Source organism: Blastococcus sp. SYSU DS0753 (genome assembly GCF_054051175.1).
The window spans coordinates 37,189-61,213 of the sequence record NZ_JBJHAT010000012.1 but is presented as its reverse complement, the minus strand read 5'-3'; the positions used below and the strand labels follow the sequence as shown (position 1 = coordinate 61,213).

Genomic DNA, 24,025 nt, shown 5'->3' with positions numbered 1-24,025 from the left:
CGGGAGCGTGACGATGCGGGTGCTCGGTATCGACCCGGGCCTCACCCGGTGCGGGTGGGGCGTGGTCGACGGGCGCCCGGGGGCGCGGCCGACGGCGGTCGGCGTCGGCGTGGTCCGCACCATGGCCGAGCTCGACCTCGAGCTGCGGCTGCTCGAGCTGCACACCGCCGTCACGGCGCTGTTGCGCGAGCACCGTCCCGACGTCGTGGCGATCGAGCGGGTGTTCACCCAGAACAACAAGGGCACGGCGACGGGCACGGCGCAGGCGGCGGGCGTCGCCGCGCTGGCCGCCGCCCAGGCCGACCGCCCGGTCGCCTGGCACACGCCCAGCGAGGTGAAGGCGGCGATCTCGGGCAACGGCCGCGCGGACAAGGAGCAGGTCACCCTCATGGTCACCCGGGTCCTGGGGCTCGCCACCGCCCCCAAGCCGGCCGACGCCGCCGACGCCCTGGCGCTGGCGGTCTGCCACGCGTGGCGCGGCCCGGCGCAGCAGCGGCTGCGGACCGCCGCGATCGCCGGCGGGATCGGCGCGCCGGTGCGGTCCACCGGCACGCTGCCCCGGTGGACGGGGGTGGCGGCCCGATGATCGCCAGCGTGCACGGCCGGGTGGCCGCGGTGGGGCCCGACGGCGCCGTCGTCGAGGTCGGCGGGATCGGCCTGGCGGTGCAGTGCACCCCGGGGACGATCGCCCGGCTGCAGGTGGGGGAGGCCGCCCGGCTGGCCACCAGCCTGGTCGTGCGTGAGGACTCGCTCACCCTCTACGGCTTCGCCGACGACGACGAGCGCCAGCTGTTCGAGCTGCTGCAGACGGCGAACGGCGTCGGGCCGCGGCTGGCCCAGGCGGTGCTGGCCATCCACCCGCCACGGGAGGTCCGCCGCGCCGTCTCGATGGCCGACGTCAAGGCGCTCATGCAGGTCCCCGGCATCGGCAAGAAGGGGGCCGAGCGGCTCATCCTCGAGCTGCGCGACCGCCTCGGCTCGACCAGCACCGACACCTCGCTGGACGCGCCGGCGCCCGCCGGGCTGCCGTCGGTCACGCCGGTGGCCCCGTGGCGGGACCAGCTCACCTCGGCCCTCGTCGGGCTGGGGTGGAGCGGCAAGGAGGCCGAGGGGGCGGTCGCCCAGCTGGCCCCGGTGGCCGACGAGCAGCTCGCGGCGACCGGGAGCGTGGAGGTCGCGGTGCTGCTGCGGCGGGCGCTCCAGCTGCTGGGTAGGTCGTGACCGCGCCGTTCGACCGGTCGCTGACCGGTGAGCTGGCCGCCGAGGCGGCGCCGGAGTGGTCGGTGTCGCCGCAGGCGGGGGACGAGGAGCGGGTCGTCGAGTCGGCGCTGCGCCCGCACTCGCTCGACGACTTCATCGGCCAGCCCAAGGTCGCCCGCCAGCTGGCCCTGGTGCTCGAGGGGGCGCGCCGCCGTGGCCGCACGCCCGACCACGTCCTGCTCTCCGGCCCGCCCGGGCTGGGGAAGACCAGCCTGGCGCTGATCATCGGCTCCGAGCTGGGCACCTCGGTGAAGATCACCAGCGGGCCGGCGATCGAGCGGTCCGGCGACCTCGCCGCGATGCTGTCGAACCTGGCCCCCGGCGACGTCCTCTTCATCGACGAGATCCACCGCATCGCCCGCCCCGCCGAGGAACTGCTCTACATGGCGATGGAGGACTTCCGGGTCGACGTCATCGTCGGCAAGGGCCCCGGGGCGACGGCGATCCCGCTGGAGATCAACCCGTTCACGCTGGTCGGCGCCACCACCCGCGCCGGGCTGCTCACCGGCCCGCTGCGGGACCGGTTCGGCTTCGTCGGCCAGATGGAGTTCTACGAGCCGGCCGACCTGCAGCGGGTGCTGGCCCGCAGCGCGGCGCTGCTCGGGGTGGAGCTGACCGACGAGGGGTCGGCGGAGATCGCGGGGCGCTCCCGCGGGACCCCGCGCATCGCCAACCGGCTGCTGCGCCGGGTGCGCGACTACGCCGAGGTGGAGGCCGACGGCCGGGTGACCCGCGAGGTCGCCGAGGCCGCGCTGGCCCTGTACGACGTCGACCACCTGGGCCTGGACCGGCTGGACCGGGAGGTGCTGGACGCGCTGGTCGGCAAGTTCGGTGGCGGGCCGGTCGGCGTCGCCACCCTGGCGGTCGCCGTCGGCGAGGAGCCGCACACGGTCGAGGAGGTGTGCGAGCCGTTCCTGGTGCGCGCCGGGCTGCTGGCCCGCACGCCGCGCGGGCGGGTCGCGACCGAGGCCGCCTGGGCGCACCTCGGCCGGCCGCTGCCGGCCGGCGGCGTCGCGCTCGGCCGGGTCACAGCAGACCCACAGGCACCGGGGTCGTCGTCAGAGACCCTGTTCGACGCCTAGACTCCCGGACGCTGGCGCGCAACTCGCAGGCCGGGCCGTGCGCGTCCCGCCTGGTCGCCGTGCGTACGGCAACCGATGCACCCGAGCGGTCCCGTCCCGGGCCACACCCACCGCGAGCAACCAGTCGCGGAAGAGAGGCACACCTGTCGTGGAGTACTTCCCGCTGATCATGCTGGCCCTGCTGGCCGTCGTGCTGTTCGTGCTGCCCGCGCGACAGCGCAAGAAGATGCAGGAGCAGCACGCGGCTCTGCTGGCCTCCCTGACCGTCGGCACCCCGGTCATGACGACCAGCGGGATGCACGGCACGGTGGCCGGGGTCGGTGAGACCACCATCGACCTCGAGATCGCGCCGGGTGTCGTGGCGACCTTCGCCCGCCAGGCGATCCTCGAGGTCCGCCGCCCGGCCGGGGCCGCGCCGTCCGACGAGGACCCCGCGCGCCCGGCCGACGGCACCGTCTGACCCGGGGGACCTCCGTGGCCAACCGCACCCTCCCCGCGGGGCGCTACTTCGGCGCGTTCGTGCTGATCGTCGCCCTGCTCTACGGGCTGGTCTTCTTCACCGGGGACACCCGGACGCCGCAGCTCGGCCTCGACCTGCGCGGCGGCACGACGGTGACCCTGACCGCTCGCACCCCCGACGGCCAAGCGCCGGCCCAGGAGGACCTGGAGCTGGCCCGCCGGATCATCGAGCAGCGGGTGAACGGCCTCGGCGTCGCCGAGGCCTCGGTGGTCACCGAGGGCGACTCCAACATCATCATCTCGGTGCCCGGGGACGACGGCGAACAGGCCCGGGAGCTCGGTGCCACGGCGCAGCTGCGCTTCCGGCCCGTGTTGGAGGTGGCCCCCGCCGGCCCCGCCGAGGAGGAGCCCGGCACCGACGCCGAGGCGATCGAGGGGGAGACGGCCGACGGGAGCGCCGCGGAGGACACCGGCGACGCGGCGGAGGACCCGGCGACCGGCGACGGCGCCGTCGCCGACCCCACGCTGCCCGACCCGGACGCCCCCGCCGTCACGCAGGAGGAGGCCGCCGCCGAGTTCGCGACGCTGACCTGCGACGCGGAGGAGCTGCTGGGCGAGGTGACCCGGCCCGAGGACTTCGTGGCCGCGTGCAGCCAGGACGGCACCGTCAAGTACCTGCTCGGCCCCACGATCATCGAGGGCACCGAGATCGACGACGCCAACGCCGCCACCCACCCGACCGACGGCAGCTGGATCGTCCTGCTCGACTTCCGGTCCGGCGGGCGGGAGACGTGGGCCAACTACACCGCGGCCAACGTGGGGTCGAACGTGGCCTTCACCCTGGACGGCCGGGTCGTCTCCGCACCCACCATCCAGGGCGCCATCAACGGCCAGACCACGATCCAGGGCAGCTTCGACCAGGAGTCGGCCACCGAGCTGGCCAACCAGCTCCGGTACGGCGCCCTGCCGCTGACCTTCACCCAGGCCACCGCCCAGTCGATCTCCACCGAGCTCGGCGAGGAGCAGCTGGAGGCAGGCCTCATCGCGGGCGCCCTCGGCATCGCGCTGGTCTTCGTGTACGCGCTGGTCTACTACCGCCTGCTCGGCCTCGTGATGATCGCCAGCCTGATCCTCTCGGCGGTGGTGGTCTACGCCTGCCTGATCCTGCTGGGGCGGGAGATCGGCTTCACCCTCAGCCTCGCCGGCATCGCCGGGTTCATCGTCTCGATCGGCATCACCGCCGACTCCTTCGTCGTGTACTTCGAGCGGCTCAAGGACGAGATCCGGGAGGGCCGGTCGCTGCGGTCGGCGGTTCCCCGGGCCTGGGTCCGGGCGCGGCGCACCATCCTGTCCGCGGACGCGGTCAGCTTCCTGGCCGCGGCGATCCTGTACCTGCTCGCCATCGGCGACGTGAAGGGCTTCGCCTTCACCCTCGGCATGTCGACGGTGCTCGACCTCGTCGTCGTCTTCCTCTTCACCCACCCGCTCATGGCCGTGCTCTCCCGGTTCAAGAACTTCGGCAAGAACCGGTTCTCGGGCCTCGGCCGGGTGGAGCACACCCGTCGCACGGGCCCCGCCGCACCGGCGCGGGAACTCGTCGGTGCCACCGCCGCGGTCGGCGGCCGGCAGGACAGGAGCACCTCATGACCCGCCCGACGGACCCGGCCGAGCCGACCTCCGAGCAGCCGCCGGTGAGCACCGGCGAGGAGGCGCTCGCCGACGCCGGGCTCCCCCAGGACCCGGGCAGCGACGACGACGCCGCCACCCCGGCCGCGCCCGGCGGACGCGGCGGACGCGGCGGACTGGCCCACCGGCTCTACAACGGCGAGGCCGGCCTGGACGTCGTCGGTCGCAGCCGCCTGATCTACCGGATCACCGCGGTCGTGGTGCTGCTGTGCCTGCTCTCGATGGTCTTCCGCGGGTTCAACTTCGGCATCGACTTCGAGGGCGGCAACAGCTTCCGGCTGCCCGGCACCGAGCAGCAGCTGCAGCAGGCGCGTGCCGCGGCGGAGGACGCCGGCGCCAGTGTCGCCTCCGCCCAGGTCGTCGGCGGCAACACGCTGCTCATCCGCACCTCGCAGCTGGACAACGAGACCGAGCGCGCCGTGGTGGAGGAGATGGCCGAGGCCGTCGGCATCGCCCCGCAGCAGGTCAGCCCGGAGTCGGTCAGCGCGGAGTGGGGCCAGGACATCACCGACCAGGCGCTCGTGGCGCTGGCGGTCTTCCTCGTCGCCGTCGTGCTCTTCCTCGCCGTGCGCTTCCAGCCGAAGATGGCCGTCGGCGCCATGGCCGCGCTCGTGCACGACATCGTCGTCACCGCCGGGGTGTACGCCCTGGTCGGCTTCGAGGTCACGCCGTCGACGGTCATCGGCTTCCTCACGATCCTCGGCTTCTCCCTGTACGACACCGTCGTCGTGTTCGACAAGGTCGACGAGAACACCCGCGACCTGGAGCGCAGCGCCCGCATGACCTGGGGCGAGGCGGCCAACCTCGCCGTCAACCAGACGTTGATGCGGTCGATCAACACCTCGGTCATCGCGCTGCTCCCGGTCGCCGGACTGCTCTTCGTGGGTGCCGGCCTGCTCGGCGTGGGCACCCTCAAGGACCTGGCCCTCGTGCTCTTCGTGGGCCTGGCCGCCGGTACCTACTCGTCGATCGTGCTCGCCACGCCGATCGTCGCCGACCTCAAGGAGCGCGAGCCGGCCCAGCAGGCGCTGCGCCGGCGGGTGCTGGCCAGGCGCTCCTCGGCCGCGCGGGCCGACGGCGTCGCCGTCCCAGCCGGCCCCGTGGCCAGTGCCCGCCGGCGCCGGAGCACCGGCGCGGCCGCGGCCTCCGAGCTGCCCGGTGCCGTCACCGCCGACGTCGTCGTCGAGTCGCCGCCGTCGGTGCGGCCGGACGCGCCGCGGGGCGCCAGCGCCGCCCCGCGGCCGGGTGCCCGCCCGCAGCGCCCCGGTTCCAGCCGGCCGTCGGGCAAGCGGCGCCGGTGAGCGCGGCCCCGGTCGTGCAGCCGCTCGACGAGCTCATCGCCTCCCTCACCGTCGACGTCCCCGACCACCCGGAACCGGGCATCGTCTTCCGCGACCTGACCCCGGTCTTCGCCGACGGGCCCGCCTTCCGGCGCATGGTCGACGAGCTGGCGGCGCCGCACGGGTCCGGTCCGCGGCCGTTCGACGTCGTCGCCGGGGTGGAGGCGCGCGGGTTCCTGCTGGCCGCGGCGGTGGCGCTCGACGCCGGGGTCGGCGTGGTGCCCATCCGCAAGGCGGGCAAGCTGCCGCGCGAGCGGGTGTCCGCCGACTACACCCTGGAGTACGGGACGGCGACGCTGGAGCTGCACGCGGACTCGGTCCGCCCCGGTCAGCGGGTGCTGCTCGTCGACGACGTGCTCGCCACCGGCGGCACGCTCGGCGCCGCCGTGGCGCTGGTCGAGCAGCTCGGCGGCGTCGTGGCGGCGATCTCGGTGGTCGTCGAGCTGGACGCCCTCGGAGGGCGGGCCCTACTGGCACCGCACCCGGTGCACGCACTCTGGACCACCTGACCGAGGGAGAACCCGCTCGCCGCCCGGGCGGCGGCGGGCGCGGTCCGGCTAGCATGGTGGGGGTCCCCCCTCTGCCAGCCGCAGGAGTCGCCCGTGGCCTCCGAAGTAGCCGCCGACGCGGCTGTGGCGCGGCCCGGTGCGGTCTCCGGTGGGGCCGTCGCCGATGCAGTGGGTGAGGCGCCGGTCCGCAGCCCGCTGCCCGAGCGGCCCGCGGTCCGCCGTCCCGACGACGTCGGCGCCGACCCGCCCGACGCCGACCTCGGCACCCCCCGCCGGCGGGTGCGCGACCGCCTCGCCCGGCGGATCGTCGCCGGGCAGCGCAGCGGCCTGGTGCGCCCCGTGCTCGAGCCACTGGCGTCGCTGCACCGGCAGAGCCACCCCAAGGCCGACCTGGCGCTGCTGCAACGCGCCTACGACGTCGCCGAGACCGCGCACAGCAGCCAGAAGCGCAAGAGCGGCGACCCCTACATCACCCACCCGCTCGCCGTCGCCACCATCCTCGCCGGCCTCGGGATGGACACGACCACCCTGATCGCGGCGCTGCTGCACGACACGGTCGAGGACACCGGCGTCACCCTGGAGACGATCACCACCGACTTCGGCTCGGAGGTCGCCCACCTGGTCGACGGGGTCACCAAGATCGACAAGGTGAAGCTGGGTGACGCCGCCCAGGCCGAGACGATCCGCAAGATGATCGTGGCGATGTCCCGCGACCCGCGGGTGCTGGTCATCAAGCTGGCCGACCGGCTGCACAACATGCGCACGCTGCGCTTCCTCCCGCCCGAGAAGCAGGAGAAGAAGGCGCGCGAGACGCTCGAGATCCTCGCCCCGCTGGCCCACCGGCTGGGCATGAACACGATCAAGTGGGAGCTGGAGGACCTCGCGTTCGCCACGCTCTACCCCAAGCGCTACGACGAGATCGTGCGGCTGGTGGCGGAGCGGGCCCCCTCCCGCGACACCTACCTGGCCGAGGTCGCCGCGTCGGTGACCGAGCAGCTGAAGGCGGCCAAGATCGACGCGGTCGTCACCGGGCGGCCGAAGCACTACTACTCGATCTACCAGAAGATGATCGTCCGCGGCCGGGACTTCACCGACATCTGGGACCTCGTCGGCATCCGCATCCTGGTCGACTCGGTGCGCGACTGCTACGCCGCGCTCGGCATCATGCACGCCCACTGGCAGCCGGTGCCGGGCCGCTTCAAGGACTTCGTGGCGATGCCGAAGTTCAACATGTACCAGTCGCTGCACACGACCGTCATCGGGCCGCAGGGCAAGCCGGTCGAGCTGCAGATCCGCACCCACGACATGCACCGCACCGCCGAGTACGGCATCGCGGCGCACTGGAAGTACAAGGAGAAGGCCCGCGCCGGGGGCAAGCCGGCCGCGGGGGAGAGCGGTGCGCCGCCCAAGGCCGGCTCGCCCGACGACATGCTGTGGCTGCGCCAGCTGCTGGACTGGCAGCGGGAGGCCCAGGAGCCGGGGGAGTTCCTCGAGACCCTGCGCTACGACCTGGGGCCGCAGGAGGTCTTCGTCTTCACGCCCAAGGGCGACGTGGTGAGCCTGCCCGGGGACTCCACGCCCGTCGACTTCGCCTTCGCGGTGCACACCGAGGTCGGCTACCGCACCATCGGCGCCCGCGTGAACGGCTCGCTCGTGTCGCTCGACAGCAAGCTCAGCAACGGCGACGTCGTCGAGATCTTCACCTCGAAGTCGCCCACGGCCGGCCCCTCGAAGGACTGGCTGACCTTCGTCGGCTCCTCCCGCGCCCGTACCAAGATCCGCCAGTGGTTCACCAAGGAGCGCCGCGAGGACGCCGTCGACGCCGGCAAGGAGTCGCTGACCCGCGCGATGCGCAAGGCCGGGCTACCGCTGCAGCGGCTGCTCGGCGGCGAGGCGCTGTCGACGCTGGCCAAGGACCTGCGGTTCGCCGACGTCACCGCCCTCTACGCCGCGGTGGGGGAGAACCAGCTCTCCGCGGCCTCCGTGGTCGAGAAGCTCATGGCCGCGCTCGGCGGCAGCGAGGGCGCGACCGAGGACATCGCCGAGACCGCGATCCCCACCCGCCGGCCGGTGGCGCGCCGCTCGGCCGGTGGCGACCCGGGCATCGTCGTGCACGGCATGACCGACGTCTGGGCCAAGCTCGCCAAGTGCTGCACCCCGGTCCCCGGCGACGACGTCCTTGGGTTCGTGACCCGCGGCGGCGGCGTGAGCGTGCACCGGACCGACTGCACCAACGCCGGGGACCTGCGCAGCAAGCCTGAACGTCTGGTCGAGGTCGAGTGGGCGTCGTCGCCGGGGTCGGTGTTCCTCGTGGCCATCCAGGTGGAGGCCCTCGACCGGCACCGGCTGCTCTCCGACGTGACCAAGGCGCTGGCCGACGAGCGGGTCAACATCCTCTCGGCGTCGGTGCAGACCAGCCGCGACCGCGTGGCCATCAGCCGGTTCACCTTCGAGCTGGCGGACCCGGCGCACCTGGGCGCGGTGCTGCAGACGGTGCGCAACGTGGACGGCGTCTTCGACGTCGAGCGCGTCACCGCGTAGCCGCAGCCCGCACGGCGACCGCCGGACCGGGGCGTCCCCTGATGATCAGGTCACCTGATCGTTCGGGGTCCTGGCTCACTGTCGACGCTGAGCCAGGACCCTGCCAGGTGAGCCAGGACGTGCCGGCGCCCGACGGCGGCGCCGCGCCTCAGCCGACGACGGCCATGTCCTCGATCGTCACCGGGATGTTCGGCGCGCCGTCGCCGGGGCCGTCCGCGCCCTGGACCCCACCGGCGGCCACCTCGTCGAGCACGGCCAGCCCCGCCTCGTCGATCGAGCCGACCACGGTGTACTCCGGCGGCAGCTCGGTGTCGACGAAGGTCAGGAAGAACTGACCGCCCGTGCTGTTGGGCGCGGCGGTCTTCGCCATGGCCACGGTGCCCCGCGGGTACGTGGTGTCCGGGGTGACCTCCTCGGCGTACTTGTAGCTCGGGCCGCCGGCGCCGGTGCCGGTCGGGTCGCCGCACTGCAGCACCCCGAACGTCTCGGCGTTCACCAGCCGGTGGCAGGAGGTGTCGTCGTAGAAGCCCTGCTCGGTCAGGTACACGAAGCTCGCCGCCGCGCACGGGGCCTGCGCCCGGTCCAGCGTGAGGGTGAGATCCCCCTGGTTCGTGCTCATCAGGAGGGTGGCGGTGCCCTGCGTGGGGGTGGCCTCCGGGTTCGGCGGCGTCCCGACGTCGGTCAGGTTGGTGTTCCCCGACTCGTCGGGCAGGTACTCGCAGGTGACGGTGCCGTCGGCGTTGGTGGTGCGCGCCGCTGACGAGGTGGCCGCCGGGGTCGTCGGGTCGGCCGCCAGGTCGTCGGTCTCGTCGTCCCCGCCGAACACGTTGGTGATGAGCAGCGCGGCGCCCACGATCGCGACGACGGCGATCGCGGTGAGCAGCAGCCCCAGGTTGCGGCGGCGCTTCTTCGCCTGCTCGGTGCGGCGCTCCAGCTGGCGCTGCAGGTGGCGCTGCGCGGCTTCCCGGCGCTGCTTGTTCGTGGGCACGGGGGCGGACTCCTCGGCGGACGGGGCGCGGTGCACGGCCGGGTGCGGCGGGCGGCGGCGCTGGTCGGGGTGCGAGTCTAGGTGCCGGGGCTGGGCGATCCCTGGCAGCGCCGGGTGCGGCGGGGAGCCCCGCGTAACCTGCACGGGTGCTCATCCGCTCGTTCCCCGCCGGCGCGTTCGGCACCAACTGCTACGCCGTCGCCTCCGGGCCGGGCCAGGAGTGCGTCGTCGTCGACCCGGGCATGGACGCCGTCGAGCCCCTGGCCCGCATGCTCGCCGACGACGGTCTCAAGCCGGTCGCGGTCGTGCTGACCCACGGGCACCTGGACCACACCTTCTCGGTGCTGCCGGTGTGCGACGGCTACGACATCCCCGCCTACCTGCACCCCGACGACTTCGGGATGCTCTCCGACCCGGTGCGCTGGCACGGGCCGCAGCTGGCGCCGCTGATCACGGGGGTCCGGCTCCCGGACCCGTCGGAGGTCCGCACGCTGGACGACGGCGCGGTGCTGTCGCTGGCCGGGGTGGATCTCACCGTCCGGCACGCGCCCGGGCACACCCAGGGCTCGGTGATGTTCTCCCTCGACCTCGGTGAGGCGCCCGGGCTGCTGGCCGGGGACGTGCTGTTCGCGGGCTCGGTGGGCCGCGTCGACCTGCCGGGCGGCTCGTGGGACGCGATGCTGCGCTCGCTGCGCGACGTCGTGCTGCCGCTGGACGACGAGACCGTGGTGCTGCCCGGCCACGGCCCGGCGACCACGATCGGTCGGGAGCGGGCGACCAACCCCTACCTGGCCGAGGCCGCGCAGGCGCCGAAGGGGCGCGGGCTGTGAGCGGGCTGACCGCCCCGAAGGGCACCTTCGACACGCTGCCGCCGGACTCGGCACGGTTCCTCGCCGTCCGGGACGCGCTGACCGCGCCGCTGCGCCGGGCCGGCTACGGGTACGTCGAGACGCCGGTGTTCGAGGAGACCGCCGTCTTCTCCCGCGGGGTCGGTGAGTCCACCGACGTCGTGACCAAGGAGATGTACACGTTCGAGGACCGGGGCGGCCGGTCGCTGACCCTGCGCCCCGAGCTGACCGCCGGGCTCATGCGGGCGTTCATCGAGCACCGGCTGCACGCCGCCGCACTGCCGGTGAAGCTGTGGACGGTCGGCTCGGCGTTCCGGTACGAGCGCCCGCAGGCCGGCCGCTACCGGCACTTCACCCAGGTGGACATGGAGGCGCTCGGCGTCGACGACCCCGCGCTGGACGCCGAGGTGGTGGCGCTGGGCGTGCAGGGGTTCCGCGACCTCGGGCTCACCGACTTCGAGCTGCTGCTGACCTCGCTGGGGGACGCCACCTGCCGGCCGCAGTACCGCGAGCTGCTGGTGGCCTACCTGGCGAAGCTCGACCTCGACGAGGAGACCCGGCGCCGGGCGGCGATCAACCCGCTGCGGGTGCTCGACGACAAGCGGCCCGAGGTGCAGGCCCAGCTCGACGAGGCCCCGCTGATGGTCGACCACCTGTCGGACACCACGAAGGCGCACTACGACGCCGTCCGCCAGCACCTCACCGACCTCGGCGTGACCTGGACCGAGGCGCCGCGGCTGGTGCGCGGGCTGGACTACTACACGAAGACGACGTTCGAGTTCGTGCACAACGGCCTCGGCGCGCAGTCGGCCATCGGCGGCGGGGGGCGCTACGACGGGCTCTCGGCCGCGCTCGGCGGCCCCGACGTATCCGGCATCGGCTACGCCGTCGGGGTGGACCGCACCCTGCTGGCCGTCCAGGCCGAGGGGCTCGACGTCGGCGCGGTCGCGGGCGTGCAGGCGTTCGTGGTCCCGCTGGGCGCCGAGGCGAAGCGGGTGGCCGTGCGGCTGGTCGGTCAGCTGCGCGCCGCCGGGGTCGCGGCCGACACGGTCTACGGCGACCGCGGCCTCAAGGGCGCGATGAAGGCCGCCGACCGGTCGGGTGCCTCGCACGTCGTCGTCATCGGGGAGCGGGACCTCGCCGACGGCGTGGGCCAGCTCAAGGACATGCGCACAGGTGAGCAGGTCGCCGTCCCCGTGGGTGAGCTGTTCGACCGGGTGCGTGCGAGTGTGGAGGGGTGACTTCTTCGATGGAGCAGCGACCGCTCGGGAAGACCGGGGCCGACGTCAGCGTGATCGGGCTGGGCACGTGGCAGCTCGGCGGTGACTGGGGCGACGTCGACGAGGACACCGCCGCCGAGGTCCTCGACGCCGCGCTCGACGCCGGGGTGACCCTGCTCGACACCGCCGACGTCTACGGCGACGGCCGCTCGGAGGAGCGCATCCGCAAGGCGCTCGCGCCCCGGGCCGACCGGCCGTTCGTCGCCACCAAGGCCGGCCGCCGCGCCGACCCCTTCACCGCGGAGCAGTACACGCCCGAGAACCTGCGCGCGTGGATCGACCGGTCGCGCCGGAACCTGGGCGTGGACACCCTCGACCTGGTCCAGTTGCACTGCCCGCCGACCGCCGTTTACTCCGACCAGCGCGTCTACGACGCCCTCGACGGGTTCGTGGCGGACGGCTCGATCGCGGCCTACGGCGTCTCGGTCGAGACGGTGGCCGAGGGTCTCACCGCGCTGCAGCACGAGGGGGTGGCCACCATCCAGGTCATCCTGAACATCTTCCGGCGCAAGCCGCTGGAGGAGCTGCTGCCCGCGGCTGCCGACGCCGGCGTGGGCATCCTGGCCCGCGTTCCGCTGGCCAGCGGCCTGCTCAGCGGCAAGTACGACGAGTCGACGACGTTCCCGGAGAACGACCACCGGAACTTCAACCGGCACGGCGAGGCCTTCGACGTGGGCGAGACCTTCGCCGGCGTGCCTTTCGACGTCGGTGTCGCGGCCGCCCGCGAGGTGGCCGAGATCGCCGGCGACGCCGTGCCCACCGCGGCTTTCGCGCTGCGCTGGGTGATCGATCAGCCCGGCGTCACCACCGTCATCCCGGGGGCGCGCAACGTCACCCAGGTGCGCGGCAACGTCGCCGCAGCCACCATGGCGCCGCTGTCGGACGCCCAGCTCGCCGGCCTCGAGCGGGTGTACGACGAGCGCATCCGCGCCCACGTGCACGACCGCTGGTAAGCCACCCCCTCCTTCCGCTCCACCGAAAGGCCCGACGTGCTCCGCACCCACGACGCCGGAACGCTGCGTGCGTCCGACGCCGGCACCACCGTCACCCTCGCCGGCTGGGTCGCCCGCCGCCGCGACCACGGCGGCGTGGTCTTCCTCGACCTGCGCGACGCCTCCGGCTACGTGCAGGTCGTCGTCCGCGAGGAGGAGGCCCACCACCTGCGCAACGAGTACTGCGTGCTCGTCACCGGCGAGGTGCGCCGGCGGCCCGAGGGCAACGAGAACCCCGAGCTGCCCACCGGCGAGATCGAGGTGGCCACCTCCGAGCTGCGGGTGCTGTCGACGTCGGCCCCGCTGCCGTTCCCGATCGAGACCGACCAGGCCGCCAGCGACGACGTCCGCTACCGGTACCGCTACCTCGACCTGCGCCGTCAGGGCCCGGCGCGGGCGATCCGGCTGCGCTCGGAGATCAGCCGCATCGCCCGCGGCGTGATGGCGGAGCACGGTTTCGTCGAGGTGGAGACGCCGAACCTCACCCGCTCCACGCCCGAGGGCGCCCGGGACTTCCTCGTGCCGGTGCGGCTGCAGCAGGGCAAGTGGTACGCGCTGCCGCAGTCGCCGCAGCTGTTCAAGCAGCTGCTCATGATCGGTGGCCTGGAGCGGTACTACCAGATCGCCCGCTGCTTCCGGGACGAGGACTTCCGGGCCGACCGGCAGCCGGAGTTCACCCAGCTGGACTTCGAGATGAGCTTCGTCGAGCGCGACGACGTGCTCGCGATCGCCGAGGACGTCGTCCGCTCGCTGTGGCGGGAGCTGGCGTCGTACGAGATCCCCGAGATCCCGCGGATGACCTACCGCGAGGCGATGGACCGGTTCGGCTCGGACAAGCCGGACCTGCGGTTCGGCGTCGAGCTGACCGAGCTGACCTCCTACTTCGCCGACACGCCGTTCCGCGTCTTCCAGGCGCCGTACGTCGGCGCCGTCGTGATGCCCGGCGGCGGGTCGCAGCCCCGGCGGGCGTTCGACGCCTGGCAGGACTGGGCCAAGTCCCGCGGTGCCCGCGGGCTGGCCTACGTGACGATCGCCGAGGACGGCACGCTCGGCGGCCCGGTGGCCAAGAACATCTCCGACGCCGAGCGCGAGGGTCTCGTCGAGGCCGTCGGTGCCAAGCCGGGCGACTGCGTCTTCTTCGCCGCCGGGGCCCGGCGCTCCTCCCAGGAACTGCTCGGCGCCGCGCGCAACGAGATCGCCAAGCGCCTCGACCTGATCGAGCCCGGCACCTGGTCGTTCCTGTTCGTCGTCGACTTCCCGATGTTCGAGGAGACCGAGGACGGCGACTGGACGTTCATGCACCACCCCTTCACCTCGCCCACCCCCGAGTGGCGGGACCGGTTCGCCGAGGACAAGGGCGCGGCGCTGTCCGACGCCTACGACATGGTGATCAACGGCAACGAGGTCATGAGCGGGTCGGTGCGTATCCACGACGCCGAGCTGCAGGAGCGGGTGTTCGAGACCCTGGGGATGTCGCGCGAGGAGGCCCGCGAGCGGTTCGGGTTCTTCCTCGAGGCGTTCGCCTACGGCCCGCCGCCGCACGCCGGTGCCGCGCTGGGGTGGGACCGGCTGTCGGCGCTGCTGTCGGGGGTGGAGTCGATCCGCGAGGTCATCGCCTTCCCGAAGACCGGCGCCGGTTTCGACCCCCTGACCGGCGCGCCGACGCCGATCACCGAGGCGCAGCGCAAGGAGGCCGGCATCGACGCGAAGCCGGAGGAGCCGCCGCTGCCCGGTGAGCCCGGGGCGCCGGGGCCCTCCGACCCGACGAAGTAGGGCCCGGTGGTGGTTCCGGTCGTGGTGGACGAGGGGCGACCGGACGGGGCGCGCCGGCCGCTGGCCGGTTCGCCGCCGAGTCCCGGGCGCGGGTTCCCCGACCGGACCGCTGCCCCGGCCGTCTGGATCGACGGTGGCGCCGGTCTGGCGATCACCACCTGGGGGAGCAGCAGCGTTCCGGGCGTGCCGGTCGACGTCGAGGTCGAGGGCGGCTGCCTCACCGTGTCCGTGGCGGTGCGCGACTCCGGCGGTGGGGCGATGAGCGCCGACCTCGCCGCCCACGTCACCGTCATCGAGACGCCGGCCGGTCTGGACCCGCACGACTGGACGGTGCTCCGGATCCACGGCCGCGACCATGACCTGCCCCCGGTCGGCGCTGCACCACCGCCCCGCCTGACCCTCCGGCCCGCCGGCCCGGACCCGGTGGCCGGGCCCGACCCTGGGTAGGTTGCCCCGTATGCCGTTGCGTGCCCGCACCCTGCTCGGACCCGGCCCGTCGAACCCGTACCCGGAGGCGCAGGTCGCGCTGGCGCAGCCGCTGTTGGGCCACCTCGACCCGGAGTTCCTGCGGATCCTCGACGAGACGTCCGACCGGCTGCGCCAGGTGTTCGGCACGGCGAACCGGCGCACGCTGCCGCTGTCGGCCACCGGGTCGGCGGGCATGGAGGCGGCGTTCGTCAACACCGTGGGGCCCGGAGACGCCGTCGTCGTCGCGGTCAACGGCCTGTTCGGCCAGCGGATGACCGACGTCGCCGCCCGCTGCGGCGCCGAGGTGGTAGCGGTGGAGCACGAGTGGGGGCAGCCGGTCGACGCCGAGCGCGTGCTGGCCGCCCACCCGTCGCCGAAGCTCATCGCCGCCGTGCACGCCGAGACCTCCACGGGGGTGCGCTCCGACCTCCAGCCGCTGGCTGCCGGCAAGGGTGACGCGCTGCTGCTGGCCGACTGCGTCACCTCGCTCGGCGGCATCCCGGTGCAGCTCGACGAGTGGGGGGTGGACCTCGCCTACTCCGGGTCGCAGAAGTGCCTGGGCGTCGCGCCGGGGCTCGCGCCGTTCACGATCAACGACCGCGCGTGGGAGCGGCGGATCGAGAAGCCGCAGAGCTGGTACCTCGACCTGGGCATGCTCGGCGGGTACGCGGGCGAGGCGGCCGGGTCCGGTGGCCGCACGTACCACCACACCGCGCCGACCGGGATGGTCGTGTCGCTGCACGCGGGGCTCGGGCGCATCCTCGACGAGGGGCTGGACGCCGTCCACGCCCGGCACGCCGACGCCGGCCGGCTGCTGCACGAGGGGCTGCAGGAGATGGGCCTCGAGCTCTTCGCCGCCGAGGGCTCCCGGCTGCCGGAGCTGACCACGGTGAAGGTTCCCGACGGTGTGGACTCGGCCGCCGTCCGCCGCGAGCTGCTGGAGCGCTACGACCTGGAGATCGGCGGGGGAGTGGGCGCGTACGCCTCGACCGTCTGGCGGATCGGCCTGATGGGCCCGAACGCGGCCCCCGCGAAGGTGGCGCTCGTGCTGTCGGCGCTGAAGGCGGTCCTCGGGCGCTAGGGTCCCGGGGCGTTCCGCAACCAGGAGGTGCCCGTGGCCCAGGTCGTCCCCGCGAACCGGGCCAGGCGGCGGTTGCCCTGGTGGGCGCTGGTCCCGCTCGCGGCCGCCGTCTGGTGGGTGGGCGGCTACCTGTTCTGGTTGCTCGACGGCCTGCGGATGGTGCCGGTCGGGGCCCGGACCGCGCTCCCGCTGGTGCCCTCGGTGATCGGTGCCCTCGTGCTGGGGGCCCTGGTCGGGGGCGTGGCCGCGGGGCTGCTCGCCCGGGCCGCGGAGCGCCGTGCGGCCGGGGTGCTGGCCACTGCGGCGGGGATCGCGCTGGCCGTCGGTCTCGCCCTGGTGAGCACGGCGTCGACGCTCCGGACGAACGCGCCGGACACGTTCGAGACGGACCCGGCGGTCGTCGGAGGCCTGAGCGTGGTCGTCGTGCTGGTCTCGGCGGCGGGCTGGGCGCTGGGCGCGCCGGCCGCCCTCGGTGCCGCCGGTGCCGCGCCGGGGCTGGCGGTGCTCGCCGGTGCCGCCTCCTGGTGGGTGTCGCAGGTCGTGCTCGCCCTCGTCGGTGTCGGCGGTGCGGGCTCCCTGGGGCGCCTCGGGTCGTGGCTGGGTGCCGCGCTGCTCGGAACGGCCCTGGTGGTGGTGGGTGCCCGGCCGGTCGCCCGGCTCGCGTGGTGGCCGGCCGTGGTGCTCCTCGCGTGGTTCGTCGCCCCGGCCCTGACCGCGGTGAGCTACCTCGAGCAGCTGCTGCGGCCCGGCGCCGGGTTGCCGGCCACGCTGCCCGACGCGCTCGACGCGGCCTGGCATGTGTTCGGCCTCGCGTCGCTGCCGGCGAACCGGGACCTGGTGCCGTGGCTGGCCGCCATCGCGGGACCGGCGGCGGTGGCCGTCGTCCTCCCGCGGCTGCGACCGCCGGCGGGCTCGCGGGCCGATCAGCCGCAGGAGCTCTCCGCCCGGCCCGGCTGACGCCTCGGGCTCACCACTGGGCGCCACGGCTCCGCAGTGCGCCGGCTGCACGGTCGACGACGGTGTCCAGGCGGCCCAGGTGGCGGCCGGCGAACCGGAGGACCAGCCACCCGCCGGCTGCCATGAGCGAGTACCGGTCGATGTCGCGGCCGAACTGCTCGCGCTCGGCGTGCTGCCGGCCTTCGTACTCCAGCGCCACCCTCCAGCGCCCCACCCGAGGTCGGCGTGCGCCACCACGCGGCCCGCCCGGTCGAGGATGGGGACCTGCACGCGGGGGTGGGGGAGTCCGGCGCTGACCAGCGCATACCGGACCAGGCTCTCCGGGCGGGAGGCGGCGAACGGCGAGAGCAGCGGCGCCAGCTCCCGGGCGAGGACGATGCCCCGCGTGCCACCGGCCCGCTCGAGCCGGGAGGCAGCGCCGCGACGAGGTCGAGCCAGGTCTGGGCGCCGCTGGTCACCGGGATGCCGCGGTGCCGCACCACGTCGGCGGCTTCGAGTCGGCGTACGTGCGTGCGGATGCGCTCCCGTCTGGGTCGTGTCGACCCGGGCGGCACGCTGACAGACAGGGGCCACTCGTGCGGCACGGGTGCGCCGAGCAGGCCGGCAGCGGTCCGGTGGGAGAACGTCACGTCGGGTGGCAGCACCGGCAGGGCCGCCGCGCAGGCCGTTCGGAGCGACAGCGGTACGGCCCGGGAGAGGTAGGCGCCGCGAGTCACCCGCACGCCGTCGTCCCGGAGCTGCGCGCGGGTCAGCCCGGCGGCCAGCGCCTGGCCCCGGGTGTAGGCCGGGGAGAGCTCGGTCCGGTCCACCGGCGGAGCGTCGGGCGTGGTGCGCCCGTCGCGATCGTCGCGGCGCCATCCGTGGACGGCGCCCAGCGTGTGGACGGCGCCGAGTGCGTGGTCCTTGTCGCCGCCGCCGGAGTGTCGGCGCGTGTCGGCGGCAGCAACTGCGCACTCGGCGGTCGGGATACCGCCGGCCGGCCCGTCAGGCGGCGTTCAGGCGGGCCAGCTGGTCAGGGGAGAGGGCCAGGTCGGCGGCGGCCGCGGAATCCACGATCGTCGCCGCCCGGGACGCGCCCGGGATGGGGACGACGGCCTCGCTCTGCGCCAGGTGCCAGGCCAGCGTCACCTGGTAGACCGACACCCCGAGCTCCCGGGCCACCTCCGCGAACGCCGGTGCCGACGAGCCGAGGGAGCCCGCGGCGCTCACCCCGCCGAACGGGCTCCACGGGAGGAACGCCAGCCCGTGCGCCGCGCAGTGCTCGAGCTCGCCGTGCGAGGAGCGGTAGCCCGGCGAGAACTGGTTCTGCACGCTCACCAGCGCGTCGCCCACGATCGACCGGGCGACGTCGATCTGCCCCACGTCGGCGTTGGAGATGCCGACCATCCGCACCAGCCCGTCGTCGGCGAGCTGTCGCAGCGCCCCCATCGACTCCTCCCACGGGGTCGCGGGATCGGGCCGGTGGAACTGGTACAGCCCGATGGCGTCGACCCCGAGCCGGCGCAGCGATGCCTCGCACGCCCGCCGCAGGTAGGCCGGCGACCCGTCGAGCTCCCAGTCGGTGCCGCGGCGGGTGTGCCCGCCCTTGGTCGCCACCAGGACGTCGCCGCCGCCGATGGAGCGCAGCGCCTCGGCGACCAGCTCTTCGTTGTGCCCGAAGTCGGCCTCGTCGCGGGCGTAGGCGTCGGCGGTGTCGATCAGGGTCACGCCGGCGTCCAGGGCGGCTCGCACGACGCCGACCGCCTCCTCGCGGGAGGGCCGGTCCTGCTTGGTGGACAGGGGCATCGCCCCCAGCCCGATCGCGCTGACCGTCGCGTCCCCGATGCGTCGCTGCTGCATGGGAAGCGTCGTGCCCCGCGGGTAGCGTCCTCACCCGTGAGTTCGCTGTTCGACCCCGCTCCCGAGGAGGACGGCGCGCCGGTCGTCGACCCGGGGGCGCCGCTGGCGGTGCGGATGCGCCCGCGCGCGCTCGACGAGGTGGTCGGGCAGCAGCACCTCCTGGGTGACCGCGCCCCGCTGCGCCGGCTGGTCGAGTCCGACGAGCCGATGTCGCTGGTGCTCTACGGCCCGCCCGGTACCGGCAAGACGACCCTGGCCCACGTGATCTCGCTGGCCACCAAGCGCCAGTTCGTGCAGCTGTCGGCCCTCGACTCGGGGGTGAAGGAGGTGCGGGCGGTCATCTCCAGCGCGAAGCGCGAGCTCACCTACGCCGGCCGGCGCACCGTGCTGTTCATCGACGAGGTGCACCGGTTCTCCAAGACCCAGCAGGACAGCCTGCTCTCCGCGGTCGAGGACCGGATCGTCAGCCTCATCGCCGCCACCACCGAGAACCCGTTCTTCTCCGTGGTCAGCCCGCTGCTGAGCCGCAGCCTCGTCCTGGCGCTGCAGCCGCTCACCGACGACGACGTCCGCGCGCTGCTGCACCGCGCGCTCACCAGCGAGCGCGGGCTGAACGGGGAGGTCACGCTCACCGACGAGGCGCAGGAGCACCTCGTCCGGATCGCCGGCGGCGACGGGCGCAAGGCGCTCACCGCGCTGGAGTCCGGCGCCGGGGCGGCGCGGGCCGTCGGCGCGACGGAGATCGACCTCGCCACCCTGGAGACGGCGGTGGCGCAGGCGGCGGTGCGCTACGACCGGCAGGGCGACATGCACTACGACGTCGCCAGCGCGTTGATCAAGTCGATCCGCGGCAGCGACGTGGACGCCGCGCTGCACTACCTGGCCCGCATGGTGGAGGCCGGGGAGGATCCGCGCTTCATCGCCCGCAGGCTGGTGATCAGCGCCAGCGAGGACATCGGCATGGCCGACCCGACGGCCCTGCAGGTCGCGGTGGCCGCGATGCAGGCGGTGCAGTTCATCGGCATGCCCGAGGGGCACTTCCCGCTGGCCCAGGCCGTCGTGCACCTGGCGACCGCCCCGAAGTCCAACGCGGTCACAGTGGCCATGGGCGAGTCGGTGGCCGACGTCCGCGCGGGCCTGGCCGGCCCGGTGCCGCCGGGGCTGCGCGACGCGCACTACGCGGGGGCCAAGAAGCTCGGCCACGGGAAGACCTACCAGTACCCGCACGACCACCCCGACGGGATCGTGCCGCAGCAGTACCCGCCCGACGCGCTCGTGGGCAGGGACTACTACCGCCCGACCAACCGCGGCGTGGAGGCGCGGCTGGCGGAACGGCTGGGCAAGCTGCGGGCGATCCTCCGCCGAACCCGCTGACGCTCCGGCGGGGGACGGACGGCGGGGCGGGCCCGCGACTAGTGTGGCGTGGCCGGAACGTCGCTTCCCGGCGCCGATTCCCCTCAGAACAGGAGCACGCGTGTCCGTAGGAGAGATCGCCGGGCTGATCGCAGCCGGGGCCCTGGTGCTGCTGGTGGTCCTGGTGGCCGTCCCGCTGCTCAAGCTCGGCCGGACGCTCGACGAGACCACCCTGACCATCCGCCAGGTCCGCGAGCAGAGCGCGCCGATCCTCGGCCAGGCCAGCACCACGGTCGCGCACGTGAACAGCAACCTGGAGCGGGTCGACGACATCACCGGCAACGCCGCCAACGTCTCCAGCAACGTCGCCGCGCTCACCAGCGTCGTCGCCGCCACCCTGGGCAGCCCGCTGATCAAGGTCGCCGCATTCAGCTACGGCGTGCGCAGCGCCGCGAAGAAGAAGCGGGAGGGCCAGGCCATCGCCGACGCCGCCCGTCGCGACAAGGAGGCGCGCCGCGCGCGCCGGGCCGCCCGGCGGGCCGCCTGATGCGCCGGCTGTTCTGGCTCGCCATGGGGATCACCATCGGGGCGCTCGTCGTCCGCAAGCTCTCCGCCGCGGCGGAGAAGATGACACCGGCGGGGATCGGGGCCTCCATCGCCGAGGGGCTGCGCGACCTCGCCGACGCGATCGGCGACTTCGGCGCCGACGTCCGCGAGGCGATGAGCGAGCGGGAGCTGGAGCTGCGTGCCGGCACCGGCCTGGACGCGCCCCTGCCCGACGCAGGTGACGCCGCGGCCCTGCGCCGCGGATCGCACGCCGCCGACCTCTGACCCCCCGGCCCGCCGCACCCGTGGCGGGCCCCGCAGAACTGAGTAGACGATGCAGACCGCCGAGATCCGCCGCCGCTTCCTGGAGCACTTCGCCCAGCGCGGGCACACCGTCGTGCCCAGCGCCTCGCTGGTGTCCCCCGACCCGTCGTTGCTGTTCACCGTCGCCGGCATGGTGCCGTTCATCCCGTACCTGACCGGCCGCGAACCCGCGCCGTTCCCGCGGGCCACCAGCGTGCAGAAGTGCGTGCGCACCCTCGACATCGAGGAGGTGGGCAAGACGACCCGCCACGGCACGTTCTTCCAGATGAACGGCAACTTCTCCTTCGGCGACTACTTCAAGGAGGGGGCGATCCAGCACGCCTGGGAGCTGATCACCGGGCGGCTGGAGGACGGCGGGCTGGGCTTCGACCCCGACCGGATCTGGGTGACCGTCTACCTCGACGACGACGAGGCTGCCGACGCCTGGCGCCGCATCGCCGGCCTCCCGGTCGAGCGGATCCAGCGGCTGGGGAAGAAGGACAACTACTGGCACACCGGGGCGGCCGGCCCCGGGGGCCCGTGCTCGGAGATCTACTTCGACCGCGGTCCGCAGTTCGGTCCCGACGGCGGCCCGCTGGTGGACACCGCCGGTGACCGGTTCCTGGAGATCTGGAACCTCGTCTTCATGCAGTACGAGCTCACCGACGTCCGCGGCAAGGAGGAGTTCACGGTCGTCGGCGAGCTGCCGAAGAAGAACATCGACACCGGGATGGGCCTGGAACGGGTCGCGTACCTGCTGCAGGGCGTCGACAACATGTACGAGATCGACGAGGTCGCCCCGGTGCTGCGCCGGGCCGCCGACCTCGCCGGGGTCACCTACGGCAAGGACGTCGACGCCGACGTCCGGCTGCGGGTGGTGGCCGACCACGTGCGCAGCGGGCTGATGCTGATCGGCGACGGCGTGACCCCGGGCAACGAGGGGCGCGGCTACATCCTGCGCCGGCTGCTGCGCCGCGCCGTGCGCTCCATGAAGCTGCTGGGCGTCGACGAGTCGACGCTGCCGGAGCTGCTCCCGGTGTCGAAGGACGCCATGCAGGCCAGCTACCCCGAGCTGGACACCGACTTCGCCCGCATCTCGTCGGTGGCCTACGCCGAGGAGGAGGCGTTCCGCCGCACCCTCACGTCGGGGACGGCGCTGTTCGACACCGCGGTCAAGCAGGCCAAGCAGGCCGGCGCCCCGACCCTCTCCGGCGAGCAGGCGTTCTCGCTGCACGACACCTACGGCTTCCCGATCGACGTCACCCTGGAGATGGCCGCCGAGCAGGGCGTGACCGTCGACGAGGAGGGCTTCCGGGCCCTGATGAAGGAGCAGCGCGACCGCGCCCGCGCCGACGCCCGGGCCAAGCGCACCGGCTCGGTCGACGTCCTGGCCTACCGCCGGCTGCTGGCCGAGCACGGGCCCACCGACTGGCGGGCCTACGAGACGCTGCGCACCGACTCGCGGGTGCTGGGCATCGTGGCCGAGGGCGACGACGAGGGCGAGCGGCCGGCCGGCCCCGGGGAGATCACCCGGGTGGTGCTGGACCGGACGCCGTTCTACGCGGAGTCCGGCGGCCAGGTGGCCGACGCCGGACTCCTCACCTGGGACGGCGGCCGGGCCGAGGTCATCGACGTCCAGCGCCCGGTGAAGGGTCTGGTCGCCCACCAGGTGCGGGTGCTCGAGGGCGAGCTCTCCCGTGGTGCGGAGCTCACCGCCGAGGTGGACCGGGAGTGGCGCCTGTCCGCCTGCCAGGCCCACTCGGGGACGCACGTGGTGCACGCGGCGCTGCGGCAGGTGCTCGGCCCGCAGGCCCTGCAGTCCGGCTCCTACAACCGGCCGGGCTACCTGCGGCTGGACTTCGCCTGGCAGGGCGCGCTGACCCAGCAGCAGCGCACCGACATCGAGGACGTCGCCAACGCCGCCGTCCGGGCCGACCACACGGTCACCGCCTCGTGGATGACGCTGCCGGAGGCGCAGGCGTTCGGCGCCCTGGCGCTGTTCGGCGAGACCTACGGCGAGCAGGTGCGCGTCGTGGAGATCGGCGGCCCGTGGTCGCGCGAGCTCTGCGGCGGTACCCACGTGCGGGGGAGCGCGCAGATCGGCACCCTCGCCCTGACCGGTGAGTCGTCGGTGGGCTCGGGCTCCCGCCGGGTCGAGGCCGTCGTCGGGCTCGAGGGGTTCCGGTACCTCGCGCGCGAGCGCGACCTGGTGCGCCAGCTGGCGGACATCCTCAAGGCGCCGCAGGACGGCCTGGTGGAGCGGGTCAGCGGCATGGTCGCCCGGCTGCGCGACCTGGACCGCGAGCTGGCCGACCTGCGGGCGCAGCAGACCCTCGCCGCCGCCGGCGAGCTGGCCGCCTCGGCCCGCGACGTCGGAGGCGTCGCCGTCGTCACCGGGTCCCCGGCCGGCCTCGGCGGCGGCGATCTGCGCACGCTGGCCCTCGACGTCCGCGGGCGGCTGGGGTCCGACCGGCCGGCCGTCGTGCTGCTGGCATCGGAGTCCGGTGGCAAGGTAGCTCTGGTGGCCGCACTCAACCCGGCCGCGGTCTCGCAGGGGCTGTCGGCCAACGACGTCCTGAAGGCGGCCTCGGCCCCCGTCGGGGGCCGCGGTGGCGGCAAGTCCGACGTCGCCCAGGGAGGCGGAACCGATCCCGCGGGTATCCCCGCGGCGTTGCAGGCCGGCGAGCAGGCGGTCGCGGCCGTCACTGGGAGGTAGAGCA

The 24,025-nt window shown here is 74.2% G+C and carries 22 protein-coding genes; 19 read left to right on the top strand and 3 right to left on the bottom strand.

The features are described from left to right. The first annotated feature begins 13 nt into the window (after positions 1-13). The 8 genes from ruvC to ACI799_RS11395 all read left to right on the top strand — a co-directional run bounded on the left by ruvC (position 14) and on the right by ACI799_RS11395 (position 8,877). Positions 14-586, top strand: coding sequence for a crossover junction endodeoxyribonuclease RuvC (gene ruvC / locus ACI799_RS11430; RefSeq protein WP_456597718.1), 573 nt, complete (start codon positions 14-16; stop codon positions 584-586). Further along, on the top strand, positions 583-1,221 hold the full coding sequence (gene ruvA / locus ACI799_RS11425) for a Holliday junction branch migration protein RuvA (protein WP_456597719.1): 639 nt from the start codon (positions 583-585) through the stop codon (positions 1,219-1,221). Before ruvC ends, ruvA begins: the two co-directional genes overlap by 4 nt. Next, positions 1,218-2,342, top strand: a complete 1,125-nt coding sequence (gene ruvB, locus ACI799_RS11420; protein ID WP_456613107.1) for a Holliday junction branch migration DNA helicase RuvB — start codon at positions 1,218-1,220, stop codon at positions 2,340-2,342. The genes ruvA and ruvB overlap by 4 nt, the downstream gene beginning before the upstream one ends. A 148-nt stretch (positions 2,343-2,490) precedes the next feature. Continuing rightward, entirely contained in the window at positions 2,491-2,802 is a 312-nt protein-coding gene (gene yajC / locus ACI799_RS11415; RefSeq protein WP_456613106.1) for a preprotein translocase subunit YajC, read from the top strand. 14 nt (positions 2,803-2,816) lie between these two features. Then, positions 2,817-4,448 carry a protein translocase subunit SecD gene (gene secD, locus ACI799_RS11410; RefSeq protein ID WP_456613105.1) on the top strand — a complete coding sequence of 544 codons (1,632 nt, stop codon included), beginning with the start codon at positions 2,817-2,819 and terminating at the stop codon, positions 4,446-4,448. Continuing rightward, entirely contained in the window at positions 4,445-5,788 is a 1,344-nt protein-coding gene (secF, locus tag ACI799_RS11405; protein ID WP_456613104.1) for a protein translocase subunit SecF, read from the top strand. Before secD ends, secF begins: the two co-directional genes overlap by 4 nt. Continuing rightward, a complete protein-coding gene (locus tag ACI799_RS11400; protein WP_456613103.1) occupies positions 5,785-6,336 on the top strand; it encodes an adenine phosphoribosyltransferase in 552 nt (183 codons plus the stop codon). Before secF ends, ACI799_RS11400 begins: the two co-directional genes overlap by 4 nt. 93 nt (positions 6,337-6,429) lie before the next feature. Next, positions 6,430-8,877: a RelA/SpoT family protein gene (locus ACI799_RS11395; RefSeq protein WP_456599344.1), complete on the top strand. Its 2,448-nt coding sequence runs from the start codon at positions 6,430-6,432 to the stop codon at positions 8,875-8,877. 148 nt (positions 8,878-9,025) lie between these two features. Here ACI799_RS11395 and ACI799_RS11390 read toward each other — a convergent pair whose 3' ends face one another. After that, complete coding sequence (locus tag ACI799_RS11390; protein WP_456588635.1) at positions 9,026-9,865, bottom strand: peptidylprolyl isomerase; 840 nt, start codon at positions 9,863-9,865, stop codon at positions 9,026-9,028. Between the two features lie 146 nt (positions 9,866-10,011). On the opposite strand from ACI799_RS11390, the gene ACI799_RS11385 reads away from it, so the two are divergent. Genes ACI799_RS11385 through ACI799_RS11355 form a run of 7 tightly spaced genes read left to right on the top strand, consistent with a single transcriptional unit; the run spans position 10,012 to position 17,264 of the window. Continuing rightward, a complete protein-coding gene (locus ACI799_RS11385; RefSeq protein WP_456588636.1) occupies positions 10,012-10,695 on the top strand; it encodes an MBL fold metallo-hydrolase in 684 nt (227 codons plus the stop codon). Beyond that, positions 10,692-11,954 (top strand): histidine--tRNA ligase, encoded by a 1,263-nt coding sequence (gene hisS, locus ACI799_RS11380; RefSeq protein ID WP_456613102.1) that lies wholly within the window; start codon positions 10,692-10,694, stop codon positions 11,952-11,954. The genes ACI799_RS11385 and hisS overlap by 4 nt, the downstream gene beginning before the upstream one ends. 8 nt (positions 11,955-11,962) lie before the next feature. After that, entirely contained in the window at positions 11,963-12,946 is a 984-nt protein-coding gene (locus tag ACI799_RS11375) for an aldo/keto reductase (protein WP_456613101.1), read from the top strand. Positions 12,947-12,982: 36 nt separating this feature from the next. Then, a complete protein-coding gene (aspS, locus tag ACI799_RS11370) occupies positions 12,983-14,758 on the top strand; it encodes an aspartate--tRNA ligase (RefSeq protein WP_456588639.1) in 1,776 nt (591 codons plus the stop codon). Between the two features lie 6 nt (positions 14,759-14,764). Continuing rightward, on the top strand, positions 14,765-15,205 hold the full coding sequence (locus ACI799_RS11365) for a hypothetical protein (protein ID WP_456613100.1): 441 nt from the start codon (positions 14,765-14,767) through the stop codon (positions 15,203-15,205). 10 nt (positions 15,206-15,215) lie between these two features. Beyond that, on the top strand, positions 15,216-16,307 hold the full coding sequence (locus ACI799_RS11360) for a pyridoxal-phosphate-dependent aminotransferase family protein (RefSeq protein ID WP_456613099.1): 1,092 nt from the start codon (positions 15,216-15,218) through the stop codon (positions 16,305-16,307). A 33-nt stretch (positions 16,308-16,340) separates the two neighbouring features. Next, positions 16,341-17,264, top strand: a complete 924-nt coding sequence (locus ACI799_RS11355) for a hypothetical protein (protein WP_456613098.1) — start codon at positions 16,341-16,343, stop codon at positions 17,262-17,264. A 10-nt stretch (positions 17,265-17,274) separates the two neighbouring features. On the opposite strand, the gene ACI799_RS11350 is transcribed toward ACI799_RS11355, so the two are convergent. Next, a complete protein-coding gene (locus ACI799_RS11350; protein ID WP_456613097.1) occupies positions 17,275-17,478 on the bottom strand; it encodes a DUF559 domain-containing protein in 204 nt (67 codons plus the stop codon). Positions 17,479-18,248: 770 nt separating this feature from the next. Next, positions 18,249-19,103, bottom strand: coding sequence for an aldo/keto reductase (locus tag ACI799_RS11345; protein ID WP_456613096.1), 855 nt, complete (start codon positions 19,101-19,103; stop codon positions 18,249-18,251). 36 nt (positions 19,104-19,139) lie between these two features. Between ACI799_RS11345 and ACI799_RS11340 the strand changes: the two genes are divergently transcribed. The 4 genes from ACI799_RS11340 to alaS all read left to right on the top strand — a co-directional run bounded on the left by ACI799_RS11340 (position 19,140) and on the right by alaS (position 24,021). Further along, positions 19,140-20,477 carry a replication-associated recombination protein A gene (locus tag ACI799_RS11340; protein ID WP_456599352.1) on the top strand — a complete coding sequence of 446 codons (1,338 nt, stop codon included), beginning with the start codon at positions 19,140-19,142 and terminating at the stop codon, positions 20,475-20,477. 100 nt (positions 20,478-20,577) lie between these two features. Then, positions 20,578-21,003: a DUF948 domain-containing protein gene (locus ACI799_RS11335; protein ID WP_456588646.1), complete on the top strand. Its 426-nt coding sequence runs from the start codon at positions 20,578-20,580 to the stop codon at positions 21,001-21,003. Continuing rightward, complete coding sequence (locus ACI799_RS11330; protein ID WP_456588647.1) at positions 21,003-21,287, top strand: hypothetical protein; 285 nt, start codon at positions 21,003-21,005, stop codon at positions 21,285-21,287. The genes ACI799_RS11335 and ACI799_RS11330 overlap by 1 nt, the downstream gene beginning before the upstream one ends. Positions 21,288-21,336: 49 nt before the next feature. Further along, positions 21,337-24,021: an alanine--tRNA ligase gene (gene alaS / locus ACI799_RS11325; RefSeq protein WP_456588648.1), complete on the top strand. Its 2,685-nt coding sequence runs from the start codon at positions 21,337-21,339 to the stop codon at positions 24,019-24,021. Positions 24,022-24,025 lie beyond the last annotated feature (4 nt).

Coding starts and splice junctions, on each gene's coding strand:
- ruvC (WP_456597718.1), top strand. CDS start 14: ATGCGGGTGCTCGGTATCGACCCGGGCCTCACCCGGTGCGGGTGGGGC.
- ruvA (WP_456597719.1), top strand. CDS start 583: ATGATCGCCAGCGTGCACGGCCGGGTGGCCGCGGTGGGGCCCGACGGC.
- secF (WP_456613104.1), top strand. CDS start 4,445: ATGACCCGCCCGACGGACCCGGCCGAGCCGACCTCCGAGCAGCCGCCG.
- ACI799_RS11375 (WP_456613101.1), top strand. CDS start 11,963: ATGGAGCAGCGACCGCTCGGGAAGACCGGGGCCGACGTCAGCGTGATC.
- ACI799_RS11360 (WP_456613099.1), top strand. CDS start 15,216: ATGCCGTTGCGTGCCCGCACCCTGCTCGGACCCGGCCCGTCGAACCCG.
- ACI799_RS11345 (WP_456613096.1), bottom strand. CDS start 19,103: ATGCAGCAGCGACGCATCGGGGACGCGACGGTCAGCGCGATCGGGCTG.
- ACI799_RS11330 (WP_456588647.1), top strand. CDS start 21,003: ATGCGCCGGCTGTTCTGGCTCGCCATGGGGATCACCATCGGGGCGCTC.
- alaS (WP_456588648.1), top strand. CDS start 21,337: ATGCAGACCGCCGAGATCCGCCGCCGCTTCCTGGAGCACTTCGCCCAG.